Source organism: Achromobacter sp. EG18 (assembly GCF_059759395.1).
On the sequence record NZ_CM186213.1, the window covers coordinates 6,303,750 to 6,316,821 of the forward strand.

The window sequence follows — 13,072 nt, forward strand, 5'->3', positions numbered from 1 at the left end:
GCCGCATCAGGCGCGGGCGCTGAAAACCGAAAACCAGCCGCGGGCGTCCGACCAGTGCTCGATGCCGTGATAGCCCGCGTCCTGCAGCAGGCGGGTGAATGCAGGTGGGCTGAACTTGTAGGAGTTCTCTGTGTGGATGCGTTCGCCCGCGACGAAGTGACGCTCGCCGCCGGGCCAGCTGACGGTGGTTGCCCGACGCGCCTCCAGGTGCATTTCGATGCGCGAACGGTCGCTGTTGAACAGCGCCACGTGGCGCCAGTCATCGACATTGAAATCCGCGCCCAGCACGCTATTGACGTGGCGCAGCAGATTCAGGTTGAAGGCCGCGGTCAGGTGCAGGGCGTCGTCGTAGGCCGGTTCCAGGACCTGCCTGGGCTTGACGCGATCGACACCCACCAGCAGTCCGCCGCCGGCGCATTGGCCATGGATCCGTCGCAGCATGGCGAGCGCCGCCTCCGGGTCGAGATTGCCGATGCTGGAGCCGGGATAGAAGAACAGGCGCTGCTCGATGGCGATATCGGCCGGCAGCGCCAGTGCCTGGGAGAAGTCCAGGCCGATCGGCGTGATGCGCAATTCGGGATACGACAGCCGCAGCCGGCGCACCGCCGATTGCAGGTAGTCGGCGGAAATGTCGATCGGGACGTAGTGTCGGGGGCGCAGGCTGGCAAACAGGCGCTCCGCCTTGGCACAGTCGCCCGCGCCCAGGTCGATCATGGCCTGGACCGGGCCGATGTGGCGGGCGATGTCCGCGCCATGGCGTTCGAAGATCTCGGCTTCGCAGCGGGTCGGGTAGTACTCCGGCAACTGCGTGATGGCGGTGAACAACGACGAGCCGAGCGCATCGTAGAGGAACTTGGGGTCGATATGGGCGGGGCGATCGCGCAATCCCGCGTGCAGTTCGCGCTGCTCGGCGCCGGCGGGTTGCGGTTGCGGCGCCAGGAATCGCGGCGCGGCGTCGGCAAGAAGTGCGGAAGGAGAGACCATGCGTTCAGTTCCTTTTTGAGGCGGGTGAAGCGCATTGCAAAGGCTTATTGTGGCCGCCAGAGGGGTTCTGGTGTCAAGTCTAAGCCCCTGAAATGCAATGGACTTTTACGAAATTGGGCGTGTGCCCGGAGGGCTGCCATGCCGGTTTGCGGCCAATGGCGTTGCGTACGGTTCCCTCCAGGCGCAAGCTCCTCAGCAAGCGCCGCGCCACTGAAATATCGGTTAACGGCTGGTTGCGAAAGCTCGGGCGCAGCGCGGCGGGAATGGCCACAATGGTTCCATGGCCCGGCGCAGCAGCATGCCCAACCTGGTCCGGCTCCATGCCGGGCAGGCGGCCAGCCGGGAAGCTCAACGATCGACAAGCAATAAGGAGCGACTATGAATCGAAAGAACCAACGCGCCGAAATGGCCCTGCACCGCGACCGCGTGAGCGACAGCCTGCACGAACTGCTTGCCGGCACCGAAGACCTGTTGCGTTCCACGGCCTCGTATACCGGCTCCGAAATCGAAGCGGCGCGCACGCGCCTGAAGCGTCAACTGGCCGAGGCGCGTGAATCCGCTGGCGATTGGGAAGGCGCTGCCCGGGAGCGGGCGCGCCGGGCCAAGGCCTACGCCGATGAATACGTGCACGAAAATGCATGGAAGTCGGTCGGCGTGGCGACGCTGGTGGGCGTGCTGTTGGGTTGCTGCCTGCTGGCCAACCGGCGCTGAGCCGCGATGCCATGAGGCCGCCTGCGGCGCCGTCGCCGGGCAGGTCCGGACCGGCCGTCCCTGGGCGCGGATGGCGCCGGTGGGCGCGAGCGTGGGCGTTGGCATGTTGCGCCGCGCTGCTGGCCGCCTGCGCCAGCGTGCCCGACGCCCAGGAACGCGCGGCGCGCAAGGCGCAAGCGGGCCTGTCCACCGATGCGGCGCAGGACAGCTATCGCCGCGGCCAGGCCATCGCGGCGGATCCGCGCAATGCCAACCGTGATTTCCTGGCCCGGCACCTCGCGGTCGAAGAGGCCGTCAGCGGCGCGCCCCTGACGGCCGGCAATCGCGTGCGCCTGTTGGCCGATGGCCCCGGCACTTACCAGGCCATGCTGCGCTCGATCGCGCAGGCGCGACATTATGTGCACATGGAGACGTATATCTTCGACGACGACGCGCAAGGCGCGCGCTTCGCCGAAGCCCTGATCGCGGCGCGCAACCGCGGCGCCGACGTGGCGCTGATGGTGGATGCCGTGGGCACCATCAAGACGCCGGACGCCTTGTTTCAGCGCCTGCGCGACGCGGGCGTGCAGGTCGCGGTGTTCAATCCGGTGAGCCCCGTCAACGGCAGCCGGGCCGGCTGGTCTCCGAACCAGCGCAATCATCGCAAGATCCTGGTGGTCGATGGCAAGGTGGGTTATCTCGGAGGGATCAACGTCAGCGACGTGTACGCATCTTCGCCGGCCAGCGGGAGTGGCGGCTCCGGGGGCGTGGGCAGTGGCGCCGATGCCCAGCGCACCGACGCCCGTGCCGCGCCCTGGCGCGATACGCACCTGCGTATCGAGGGGCCGGCCGTGGCGCAATTGGAAGCCGTGATCCGCGACGGCTGGCAATCACAGGCCAAGGAACCGCTGCGGGGCGGCGGCGAGGCGATCGCGCCGCCGTCGGGATCGACGCGGGTGCGGATCCTGGCCAACCAGCCCGATCGCAGCGATGGCTACACCGTCTATCTGACGTTGATGTCCGCATTCGAGAGCGCGCAGCAATCCATTCACATCACCATGGCGTACTTCGTGCCGGACCCGGCCTTTGTCGACGCGCTGGCCGCGGCCGCGCAACGCGGCGTGGACGTGGTGCTGGTGCTGCCTGGCTTCAGCGACTCCTCGCTGGTGTTCAACGCCGGCCGCTCGCATTACGGCAAACTGTTGGATGCTGGCGTGAAGCTCTACGAGCGGCGCGACGCGTTGCTGCACGCCAAGACCGCGGTGGTTGACGGTGTCTGGTCCACGGTCGGGTCGAGCAACATGGACTGGCGCAGCTTCGCCTTGAACTACGAGGTCAACGCGGTGGTGCTGGGGCCGGAGTTTGCCGCCGAGATGGAGGCCCTGTTCCAGCGCGATGTTGCCGAGTCGGTGCGCATCACGCCCGAGGCCTGGCGGGCCCGGGGCGTGGATGACCGCTTCATGGAATTCTTTTCACGGATGTTCGAGCGCTGGCTCTAGCGCCGCCGCGCCGTGCGGCGTTGCGCGCGATTCAGGCCGTCGCGGGATGGGGCGGATGCGCCATGGCGTGTTCCTGCGCCAGCGCGGTGCTGATGTCGTGGGTCGGCTGGAACGAATCGGCGCGCGCCATCGACCAGCCGGTACGGAACACCTGGTGGCGGAACTCGCCGCGCAGCAGTTCGCCGGGTGCCAGTTCGGGGAACAGCGCCGACAGCAGCCGGATCTCGCTGGACGAAATGCGCCGGGCGATGTGGTGCGGGCGCAATTGGCCGGGATGGGTCAGGCCGGCGGCGGCCAGCAGTTCGGCCAACGCGTGCAGTGTGTTCTTGTGGAAGTTGGCGACGCGCTCGGCCTTGTCCGGCACCACCAGGGCGCGCTGGCGCAGCGGATCCTGGGTGGTGACGCCGGTGGGGCACTTGCCGGTGTGGCAGGCCTGGGCCTGGATGCAGCCAATGGCGAACATGAAGCCGCGCGCGGCGTTGCACCAGTCCGCGCCCATGGCCATGACGCGGGCCATGTCGAACGCGGTGATGATCTTGCCCGAGGCGCCCAGCTTGATGCGGTCGCGCAGGTTCACGCCGATGAGGGTGTTGTGCACCAGGCGCAGCGCTTCGCGCAGCGGGGTGCCGACATGGTCGACGAACTCAACCGGCGCGGCGCCGGTGCCGCCTTCGGCGCCATCGACCACGATGAAGTCCGGCGTGATGCCGGTTTCCAGCATGGCCTTGACGATCGCGAACCATTCCCACGGGTGGCCGACGCAGAACTTGAAGCCCACTGGTTTGCCGCCGGACAGCTCGCGCAGGCGGGCGACGAACTTCATCAGGCCGATGGGTGTATCGAAGGCCGAATGGCTGGCCGGCGAGTTGCAGTCCTGCCAGGGAGCCACGCCGCGCGCCTCGGCGATCTCGGGCGTGACCTTGCCGGCCGGCAGGATGCCGCCGTGGCCCGGCTTGGCGCCCTGCGACAGCTTGATCTCGATCATCTTCACCTGTGGCGTACAGGCGTTCTTGACGAAGGCTTCCTCGGAAAAGGCGCCGTGTTCGTCGCGGCAGCCGAAGTAGCCCGAGCCGATGTTCCACACCAGGCTGCCGCCCGGCTGGCGATGATAGCGGCTGATGCCGCCTTCGCCCGTGTCATGCGCAAAGTTGCCTTGCCGCGCGCCTTCGTTCAGCGCCAGCACCGCGTTGGCCGACAGGGCGCCAAAGCTCATGGCCGACACGTTGAAGGCGGACATCGCGTACGGTTGGGTGCAGTCCGGGCCGCCCACGGTCACGCGGAAATCGGTGTCGCCGATATGGGTGGGCGACATGGAATGGTTGATCCACTCGTAGCGATCGCCGTAGACGTCTTCCTGGGTGCCGAAAGGGCGCTTGTCGATCTCGCGCTTGGCGCGCTGGTACACGATGGAGCGTTGCGCGCGCGAGAACGGCGAGGCCTGGGTGTCGTCTTCCAGGAAGTACTGGCGGATCTCGGGGCGGATGAATTCGAACAGGAAGCGCAGGTTGCCCAGCACCGGATAGTTGCGGCGGATGGCGTGGCGCGTCTGGATCAGGTCGTACACGCCCAGCAGGCCCAGCAGCACCAGCGGCACGGCGGCCCACAGCCACCAGTACGAATCCGTGAACACCAGGATGGTGGTCGCGGCCGCGGCCACCAGGGTCAAGATAAAGGCCGTGTAGCGGCCGGCAATCCATTGCATGTCCATCTCCGTATTGCGGAATGCAGCAACCATACACCAGGGCGGCTGTAAAACCGGTAAACGGGTCGTGCGGCCCGGCGGCCGCCACGGGCCGGCGTGGGGCCGTGGAAACGGCGCCAGTGCTGGCTCTGCGGGCCGCGGACGTAAAAAAGCCCCCTGGTCAGGGGGCCGTTGCTGGAACAGTGTTTCTCAGCAGCTGGATGCCGCGGGCGTCTTTTCGACCGCCAGACCGAACAGCGGGCGCAGGCGCACGCCCAGGGCGCTGCCGGCAAATGCCGCCGGCAGCCACAGCCAGGCGTGCAGGCTGCCCGACAGAATGCCGCTGAAGTAGGCGCCGATGTTGCAGCCGAAAGCCAGGCGCGCGCCGTAGCCCAGCAGCAGGCCGCCGATGACGGCGCCGGCCAGCGAGCGCGCGGGCACCTTCCAGACCGGCGCGAACTTGCCGGCGGCGCTGGCCGCGGCCAGCGCGCCCAGCATCAGGCCGATGTCCATCACCGTGGTCACGTCCTGGCGCAGCGGCGCGCCCAGGGCGGCCTGCTTGCTCCAGTAGGCCCAGGTGGCCACGTCGCCGCCCATCGCGTCCAGCGCCTTGGCGCCCCACAGCGCGAACGCCGAGGTGATGCCCCAGGGGCGGCCGGCCAGCGCCAGCGTGGCGAAGTTCAGCGCCACCAGCGCCACGCCGCCCCAGATCAGCGGCCAGGGCCCCTGCAACAGCGACGTCGGGCGCGTGGTGCGCGAGGCGAACGAGATCACGTGGCCGTGGCGGCTTTTTTCCAGCATGGTGGCGACCCAAGCGATCAGCGCGAACACCGCCAGGTTGGCGATGATGGCGGGCGCCAGGCCCCAGGTCTTGATGAGCGAGGTGGGCGCCAGCGCGGGCAGGGTCGACCACCAGCCGAAGTGGGCGGTGGCGATGACCGAACCGACGATGAAGAACAGCAGCGTGACCAGCATGCGGGTATTGCCGCCGCCCACCGCGAACAGCGTGCCCGAGGCGCAACCGCCGCCCAGCTGCATGCCGATGCCGAACAGGAACGCGCCCAGCAGCACCGATACGCCCGGGGGCGAGACCAGGCCGTTGACCGGCTGGCCGAACAGCGAACCTTGCGCCAGGAATGGGAAGAACAGCAATACGCCGAGGGCCAGCATGAACATCTGCGCGCGCAACCCGGCGCCGCGGCGGTCCGACACGAACACGCGCCAGGCCTGGGTGAAGCCGAACGACGCGTGGTACAGCGCCACGCCCAGCAGCGCGCCGACGATCCACAGCGCGCCCTGGCGCCAGCTCACGGTCTGGTTCAGGTACAGGGCGCCTGCCAGCGCCAACAGCAGCGCGATCCAGAGCGGCTTGCGGTTGATCTGGATCGGCGGCAGCGCCGAGGGCAGGGGCAGGGTGGAGGCGTTGGTGCTCATGGTCGAGTCCGGGGGATCGGTAAGGTGAAATCCGGCGAAGGAAAAGCAAACGGGCGCGTCGCCGCACCCGTCATCGTGGTGTCCAGTCTAAAGCGCGTCAAACATTTCTCAAAGCATCAATTTGCACTTTCTTAATAACCAATGGTTATATGTTGGCCTGCGCCGGCCGATCACATGATCGGGTTGGCACTGATCCACGCCACCAGCAGGCTCACGGTCACGACCGACAGCACGGTCGACACCAGGATGGCGCGGGACGTCACGCGCGCGTCGCGGCCATACATCTGCGCCAGCATGAAGGGGCCGGTGCCGATCGGCAAGGCGCTCATCAGCACCGCCGTCCAGGCCCACAGCGGCGGCATGGAAAACACCTGGAACGCGAGCAGCGCGGTCACGGCCGGCTGCAGCAGCAGTTTGCCGGCCACCAGCCGCAGCACGCCGGGACCGGAGCTGGCCGATTCGGTCTGCGCCAGGAACAGGCCGATGGTGACCAGCGCGCATGGGCTGGCGGATGCGCCCAGCAGCGACACGTAGCGATCCAGCCCCTCGGGCAGCGCCAGCCCGGTGCCGGCCCACGCCAGGCCCAGCACCGGCGCGGCCAGCAGCGGATTGCGCATGAGCGCGCGGCCGACCTTCACCAGCGTGGCGCCCAGGCCGGGCGCCTGCTGGCGGTCGAATTCGATCAGGGCGATGGCGAAACCGAACAGCACGCTGGCCGTCATCAATGTGGTGAAGGCCGCCGGCGCCAGGCTTTCGGCGCCAAACAGCGCCAGGCATAGCGGGATGCCCATATAACCGGCATTGGCGTAGGCCGCCGCCAGTCCTTCGATGCTGCGGTCGGTCAGGCCGCGCGGGCCGCGTTTGCGCGGCAGGAACGACAGCGCGAAAGTGACCGCAATGCCGCCGGCGAACGCGCCGACAAAGCCCCAGTGCGCCATGTGCGCCAGATCCACCTGGGTCATGGCGCGAAACAGCAGCGCCGGCAGCGACAGGTAGACCACGTAGCGGTTCAGGGCGTCGGTGGCGGCCGGCCCCAGGATGCGCCAGCGCGCCGCCAGCCATCCGGTCAGGATCAGCGCGAAGACCGGCAGGGCGGCGGTGATGACGGCATTCATGGCGGCGGCGGAAATGGGCGCGAAAGGGCGCTCATTCTACTTGCCGCGCCGGCGCGGGCGTGCGCGCCGAACGGGTCACCAGCAGGATGCCGAGCGCGGCCAGGGCCATGCCGGGCCAGGCCAGCGGCGGGATCGGCTCGTCCAGCACCAGCAGCGCGATGACCGCGGTCGATGGCGGCACCAGGAAGAACAGCGCCGATACGCGCGACGCCTCGCCATGGCGCAGCATGGCCAGCAACAGGGAGATCGCGACCAGCGAATTGCCCACCACCAGGTAGGCCAGCGAGCCCAGCAACGGCCCGGTCCAGTCGATGTGCATCGGTTCCAGCCAGAATGCCAGCGGCGCCGTGACCGCCAGCCCCACGGCGTATTGCACTGTGTTGGACGTGACGGGGTGGGTCTGCACACCGAAGCGCTTTTCATACAGCGTGCCGCTGGTGATGCAGAGCAGGGCGGCCACGGCGAACACCAGCCCGAGCGGCGAGGCCAGGTCGACCGAGGCCTTGGCGACGATGACCAGCGCCGCGCCGGAAACGCCCAGTCCCAGCCCGGCCCAGCGCCGCGCGTCGACGCGTTCGTGGGCGATCACCGGCGCCAGCAGCCCGATCAGGATGGGCTGCAGCGACGTGATCAACGCCAGCCCGCCGGCGGACATGCCCTGCTTGAGCGACAGATAGGTGAAACAGAAATAGCCCGCCTGCAGCAGCAGGCCGACCATGGCCAGGTGGCCCCACGCGCTGGCGCCTTGCGGCAGCGGCGGGCGCAACGCCAGCAGGAACGGCGCCAGCAGCGCCACCACACAGGCATAGCGCAATGCCAGGAACGTCATCGGGTCGGCATAGGCCAGGCCCACTTTCAGCACGACGAAGCCGCTGGACCACAGCAGCAGGAAAAGCGCGGGCGCGAATTTCAACCAGGCGGGCGTTGCGGCTTGCGGCATGATGGCGATCAGCTGCGGGAATGGGCCAGCCGCGATGGTACGCCTGTTTCGCCGATGCGCCATCCCTGCGAAAATGTCGACAGTGAATTCATATTCAGCAGTGGCGCGAGGGAAAAAAATGGCCAACCAACAAAAGCCGACGGTACGTATCACCCTGGGAACCTGGGATCGCCTGCGCGACGACGCGTCGTCGGTGCGCTACGACGTGTTCGTGGTCGAGCAGAACGTGCCGCCCGAAGTCGAGATGGATGACGACGATGCGGTCTCGGTGCACGCCGTGGCCTATGCCGCCGACGGCACGCCGCTCGGCACCGGCCGTCTGCTGCCCGACGGCCACATCGGCCGCATGGCCGTGCACAAGCGCGCGCGCGGCCTGGGCGTGGGCGGCCAGTTGCTCGACGCCCTGATCGGGCAGGGCCATGGCGATGGCCACCGCATGCTGGTGCTGCACGCGCAGACCCACGCCAAGGGCTTCTACGAGGCCCACGGTTTCCAGGTGGAAGGCGAGGAGTTCATGGAAGCCGGCATCGCGCACGTCGTCATGACGCGGGTGCTGGCCTAGGCGCTTGCGAGCGAACGATCGGCCGGCTGTCTAGGCTGGCCCGATCATTCGGGCCGCCAAAGAAAAAACCCCGGACGCTTTCGCGAACGGGGTTTTTCTTGGCGCATCACGACAGGTACCTCGTGATGTAATAATTGGTGCCCAGGAGAGGACTCGAACCTCCACACCTTGCGGCACATGGACCTGAACCATGCGCGTCTACCAATTCCGCCACCTGGGCGCTGATGTCTTACCTTCCGCGTCGCTTTCCAGTTTGCATTCCGTCTTTCGACTTCTTGCTACCGGCTGCGTTTCGTTTCGTGTTCAACAGCAGAGGAACGAGATTATGCATACTTTTTTGGAAGTGTGCAAGTCATGCAGCATTTTTTTCACTTTTTTTTGATGCGGCCGGCTTCGCTATAGTGTCGCCCCATGTCACGCCCTGTTTGCCTGCGCTGTAAGCGCCCCGAATCCCATTGCCTGTGCGCCTTGATCCCGGCGCTGCTGCCGCGAACCCGTGTGGTGGTGTTGCAGCATCCGAGCGAGGCGCGCCATGCGCTGAACACGGCGCGGCTTGCGGTGTTGGGGCTGGATGGCGCGCGGCGCCTGGTGGGCGAACGCTTTCAGCATGAGCAGTGGGCCGAGCCCGGGTATGCACCCTGCGTGCTGTTTCCCGGCGAGGGCGCGGAGGTATTGAGTCCGGGGTGCGCCGCCGCGACGGGCGGGCCGGTGCAATTGATTGTGCCCGATGGCACCTGGACTCATGCGCGCAAGCTGCTGCACATCAACCCGCAACTGGCCGCGTTGCCGCGCGTGATGCTGCCGGCCGGCCTGGCGACGCGCTACCGGGTGCGGCACGCGGACATTCCGGGTGCGCTGTCCACCATCGAGGCGGTGACGCACGCGCTCAATGCGCTGGAGGCGCCACATAATTTCGATGAACTGCTGCGGCCGTTCGAGGCCTTGATCGATGGCCAGATCGCGGGGATGGGGGCGGACCTGTATGCGCGCCATCATCTGAACCGCAAGGTCCCTTGGCGCTGAAGGTTGTCCGATCGAGCAATACTGTCCCGGGGGGGCTAACGTTGGGGTGGGGGCATCACCATCCTTGTGATGGCCTTTGAATCTGGTCGCGGATGGGTCGGCACAGGGCAATTGGTGCCGTGCAAAGCAGTTCACGCCAGACCATTCACGCAGCTCAAAGCAAAAACCCCGAAAATCTTGCGATTTCCGGGGTTTTCAACTTTTTTGCCAATGCTGTCTGTTTGATTTCACGGCGATGTTTTTCATCGCAAACCCAAACAGCCTCAGCTGAAATTCCGTGGTGCCCAGGAGAGGACTCGAACCTCCACACCTTGCGGCACATGGACCTGAACCATGCGCGTCTACCAATTCCGCCACCTGGGCACTGAGACATTCCAGTCAGAACTTTGTGATACGCTGCCACTTCGATTGCATGAGGTTTTTATTCCCATGTATTTAAAGCGCATGTATTCAAAGCGTAATTGCAAAATCACTCTACAATCCGTCTGACCATTTCTGCTTCAGTGTTCAGCCTTGGGCGAACCACAGAAGCTGCGCATTATATACGGAAAAATTAGCTTTGGCAAAACGATCGAATAACGAATCGAACAACAGATCCACTCCGTTGCCGGAAGCGCCGCCAGACTTCGATCCCGATGTCCCGTCCCGTGAAGCCATCCTGAAGGCGCTGCGATCCGCGGGGGCGCCGCTGTCTCCGGTGGAGCTGGCCGAGCGCATGGGCGTGGAGCGTCCGGCGACGATGGTGGGATTCGAACGCCGCCTGGGCGCGATGGAGCGTGATGGCCAATTGATGCCCAATCGCAAGGGCGTGCTGCTGCTGGCCACCAAGCTGGACTTCGTGGCGGGCAAGGTGCTGGGCCACCGCGACGGTTTTGGCTTCCTGCTGCGCGATGACGGCGGGCCGGACCTGTTCCTGTCGCCGCGCGAAATGCTCAAGGTGCTGCATGGCGACCGCGTGCTGGTCAAGCCGTCGGGCGAATACCGCGGCAAGCCGGAAGGCACCATCGTCGAAGTCATCGAGCGCCGCACCAACAAGCTGGTGGGCCGTTTCCTGCACGAGCACGGCCTGTCCATCGTGGTGCCGGAAGACCAGCGCATCAAGCACGACATCCTGATCCCGCCCAGCGACACCAACGGCGCCCAGCATGGGCAGGTGGTGGCGGTCGAGATCATGGAGCAGCCCACCCGCCACACGCAGCCGCTGGGCCGAGTGTCCGAGGTGTTGGGCGAGATCGACGATCCCGGCATGGAAATCGAGATCGCGGTGCGCAAGTTCGACGTGCCCGTCGAATTCTCCGAGGCCGCGCGCAAGCAGGCCGCCCGCCTGCCGGACGTGGTCCGCAAGAGTGACCTGAAAGACCGCGTCGACCTGCGCGACGTGCCGCTCATCACCATCGACGGCGAAGATGCGCGCGATTTCGACGATGCCGTCTACTGCGAGGCGGTGGAGCTGGGCACCGGCCAGCGCAAGCGGCCGGGCTGGCGCCTGCTGGTGGCGATTGCCGACGTCAGCCACTACGTGCGGCCCGGCGACGCGCTGGACGACGACGCGCTCGAGCGCGGCACCAGCGTGTATTTCCCGCGCCGGGTCATTCCGATGCTGCCCGAGTCGCTGTCCAATGGCCTGTGCTCGCTGAATCCGGACGTCGACCGCCTGGTGCTGGTCTGCGACATGGTGATTCCGGCCTCGGGCGCCAAGGCCGGCACGGTCACCGCCTACCAGTTCTACAACGCGGTGATGCACTCGCATGCCCGCACCACCTACACCAACATCTGGGCGGCGCTGCAGCAGCCCGGCGGCCCGGCGGCCCATGCCATGCGCGCCGTCATGCCGCAGGTGCAGAGCCTGTATGAACTGTTCCACCTGCTGTCGCAGAGCCGCAAGAAGCGCGGCGCGATCGATTTCGACACGGTCGAGACCAAGATCGTCTGCAACGAGCTGGGGCGCATCGAGCAGATCGTGCCGTCGGTGCGCAACGATGCCCACAAGCTGATCGAGGAATGCATGCTGGCCGCCAACACCTGCGCGGCCGACTTCATGACGCGCAGCAAGCATCCCGGCCTGTACCGCATCCATGAAGGCCCGACGCCCGAGCGCCTGCAATCGCTGCGCGAGTTCCTGCGCACCATGGGCCTGTCGCTGGGCGGGGGCGATACGCCCACGGCCAAGGACTACGGCGATTTCCTCGATTCCGTGCGCGGTCGTCCCGATTACCAGTTGCTCCAGACCATGTGCCTGCGCTCGATGCAGCAGGCCATCTACAGTCCGGACAACCTGGGTCACTTCGGTCTGTCGTATCCCGGCTACAGCCACTTCACCTCGCCCATCCGGCGCTATCCGGACCTGCTGACGCACCGCGTCATCAAGGCCCTGCTGGCGGGGCAGCGCTATGTGCCCAGCCTGGACGACCAGCCGGTCGTCATCGGCCGCACCCAGCGCGAGCATGAGCACGCCATCTGGGAAAAGATGGGCCTGGTGCTGTCGGCCAGCGAACGCCGCGCCGACGAGGCCTCGCGCGACGTCGAGGCCTGGCTCAAGTGCTGGTTCGTCAAGGAGCGCGTGGGCGAGGACTTCAGCGGCACCGTCACCGGCGTGGCCAGCTTCGGCATCTTCGTCACGCTGGATACGCTGCACGTCGAAGGGCTGGTGCACGTGTCCGAGCTGGGCGGCGAGTACTTCCAGTTCAACGATGCGCTGCATGAGCTGCGCGGCGAACGCACCGGCATGCGCTACCGCCTGACCGACAAGGTCCAGGTGCAGGTCTCGCGCGTGGACCTGGAGGCGCGCCGCATCGAGTTCCGCCTGGTGCAGGGCACCAGCTTCGACGCCTTGCGCAAGGCGTCCGCGCGTGGTCCCGACGAGGGTCCGCGCCGCGTGAAGAAGGCGGCCGCGCCCAAGCCGGCCGCGCTCAAGGGCCAGACCGCCAAGGAGCGGCGCGCCGAGGCCAAGAAGGCCGGCAAGCCGTCCAAGGTCGCCCAGCAGCGCGCCGCGCCTGCCAAGAAGGCCACGCGCAAACGCCACTGACAGGGCGCCGCCCGGGTTTCGGCCCGGGCGGGCGGCCGCCCCATAAGGGGTAACATTGCGCCTATGGCCGGCCTGTCCGGCGGCCCGCTCCGTTCCGGGGCGGGCATTCGTTTCTCTAA

10 protein-coding genes and 2 tRNA genes are annotated in these 13,072 nt (G+C 66.9%); 5 read left to right on the forward strand and 7 right to left on the reverse strand.

Features of this window, described 5'->3' with window-relative positions:
* Window positions 1-6: 6 nt before the first annotated feature.
* Window positions 7-984, reverse strand: coding sequence for an L-histidine N(alpha)-methyltransferase (gene egtD, locus AC6CR5_RS29060; RefSeq protein WP_437262993.1), 978 nt, complete (start codon window positions 982-984; stop codon window positions 7-9).
* Window positions 985-1,362: 378 nt separating this feature from the next.
* Between egtD and AC6CR5_RS29065 the strand changes: the two genes are divergently transcribed.
* The gene (locus AC6CR5_RS29065; RefSeq protein ID WP_006388499.1) at window positions 1,363-1,695 is read left to right on the forward strand and encodes an ElaB/YgaM/YqjD family protein; all 333 of its coding nucleotides are present in this window, start codon (window positions 1,363-1,365) and stop codon (window positions 1,693-1,695) included.
* A 98-nt stretch (window positions 1,696-1,793) separates the two neighbouring features.
* A complete protein-coding gene (locus tag AC6CR5_RS29070) occupies window positions 1,794-3,173 on the forward strand; it encodes a phospholipase D-like domain-containing protein (RefSeq protein ID WP_020924443.1) in 1,380 nt (459 codons plus the stop codon).
* Window positions 3,174-3,204: 31 nt separating this feature from the next.
* Here the strand turns inward: AC6CR5_RS29070 and AC6CR5_RS29075 are convergent, their stop codons facing one another.
* From AC6CR5_RS29075 to AC6CR5_RS29090, 4 genes are all read right to left on the reverse strand, one after another.
* Window positions 3,205-4,875: an FMN-binding glutamate synthase family protein gene (locus AC6CR5_RS29075; protein ID WP_047993539.1), complete on the reverse strand. Its 1,671-nt coding sequence runs from the start codon at window positions 4,873-4,875 to the stop codon at window positions 3,205-3,207.
* Between the two features lie 189 nt (window positions 4,876-5,064).
* Window positions 5,065-6,288 carry a YeeE/YedE family protein gene (locus AC6CR5_RS29080; RefSeq protein WP_498085130.1) on the reverse strand — a complete coding sequence of 408 codons (1,224 nt, stop codon included), beginning with the start codon at window positions 6,286-6,288 and terminating at the stop codon, window positions 5,065-5,067.
* Window positions 6,289-6,458: 170 nt separating this feature from the next.
* On the reverse strand, window positions 6,459-7,403 hold the full coding sequence (locus tag AC6CR5_RS29085) for an AEC family transporter (protein ID WP_020924440.1): 945 nt from the start codon (window positions 7,401-7,403) through the stop codon (window positions 6,459-6,461).
* A gap of 31 nt (window positions 7,404-7,434) precedes the next feature.
* The gene (locus tag AC6CR5_RS29090) at window positions 7,435-8,343 is read right to left on the reverse strand and encodes a DMT family transporter (RefSeq protein ID WP_026384164.1); all 909 of its coding nucleotides are present in this window, start codon (window positions 8,341-8,343) and stop codon (window positions 7,435-7,437) included.
* A 118-nt stretch (window positions 8,344-8,461) separates the two neighbouring features.
* Here AC6CR5_RS29090 and AC6CR5_RS29095 point away from each other — a divergent pair, with 118 nt between their 5' ends.
* Window positions 8,462-8,905, forward strand: a complete 444-nt coding sequence (locus tag AC6CR5_RS29095; protein WP_020924438.1) for a GNAT family N-acetyltransferase — start codon at window positions 8,462-8,464, stop codon at window positions 8,903-8,905.
* A 135-nt stretch (window positions 8,906-9,040) separates the two neighbouring features.
* Here AC6CR5_RS29095 and AC6CR5_RS29100 read toward each other — a convergent pair.
* Window positions 9,041-9,125: transfer RNA gene (locus AC6CR5_RS29100), tRNA-Leu, on the reverse strand.
* 191 nt (window positions 9,126-9,316) lie between these two features.
* On the opposite strand from AC6CR5_RS29100, the gene AC6CR5_RS29105 reads away from it, so the two are divergent.
* Window positions 9,317-9,928: a tRNA-uridine aminocarboxypropyltransferase gene (locus AC6CR5_RS29105; RefSeq protein ID WP_498085131.1), complete on the forward strand. Its 612-nt coding sequence runs from the start codon at window positions 9,317-9,319 to the stop codon at window positions 9,926-9,928.
* Window positions 9,929-10,206: 278 nt separating this feature from the next.
* Here the strand turns inward: AC6CR5_RS29105 and AC6CR5_RS29110 are convergent.
* Window positions 10,207-10,291: transfer RNA gene (locus tag AC6CR5_RS29110), tRNA-Leu, on the reverse strand.
* Between the two features lie 196 nt (window positions 10,292-10,487).
* Between AC6CR5_RS29110 and rnr the strand changes: the two genes are divergently transcribed.
* Complete coding sequence (rnr, locus tag AC6CR5_RS29115) at window positions 10,488-12,953, forward strand: ribonuclease R (RefSeq protein ID WP_026384162.1); 2,466 nt, start codon at window positions 10,488-10,490, stop codon at window positions 12,951-12,953.
* The last annotated feature ends 119 nt before the right edge of the window (window positions 12,954-13,072 follow it).

Coding starts and splice junctions, on each gene's coding strand:
- egtD (WP_437262993.1), bottom strand. CDS start 984: ATGGTCTCTCCTTCCGCACTTCTTGCCGACGCCGCGCCGCGATTCCTG.
- AC6CR5_RS29065 (WP_006388499.1), top strand. CDS start 1,363: ATGAATCGAAAGAACCAACGCGCCGAAATGGCCCTGCACCGCGACCGC.
- AC6CR5_RS29075 (WP_047993539.1), bottom strand. CDS start 4,875: ATGCAATGGATTGCCGGCCGCTACACGGCCTTTATCTTGACCCTGGTG.
- AC6CR5_RS29080 (WP_498085130.1), bottom strand. CDS start 6,288: ATGAGCACCAACGCCTCCACCCTGCCCCTGCCCTCGGCGCTGCCGCCG.
- AC6CR5_RS29085 (WP_020924440.1), bottom strand. CDS start 7,403: ATGAATGCCGTCATCACCGCCGCCCTGCCGGTCTTCGCGCTGATCCTG.
- AC6CR5_RS29090 (WP_026384164.1), bottom strand. CDS start 8,343: ATGCCGCAAGCCGCAACGCCCGCCTGGTTGAAATTCGCGCCCGCGCTT.
- AC6CR5_RS29095 (WP_020924438.1), top strand. CDS start 8,462: ATGGCCAACCAACAAAAGCCGACGGTACGTATCACCCTGGGAACCTGG.
- AC6CR5_RS29105 (WP_498085131.1), top strand. CDS start 9,317: ATGTCACGCCCTGTTTGCCTGCGCTGTAAGCGCCCCGAATCCCATTGC.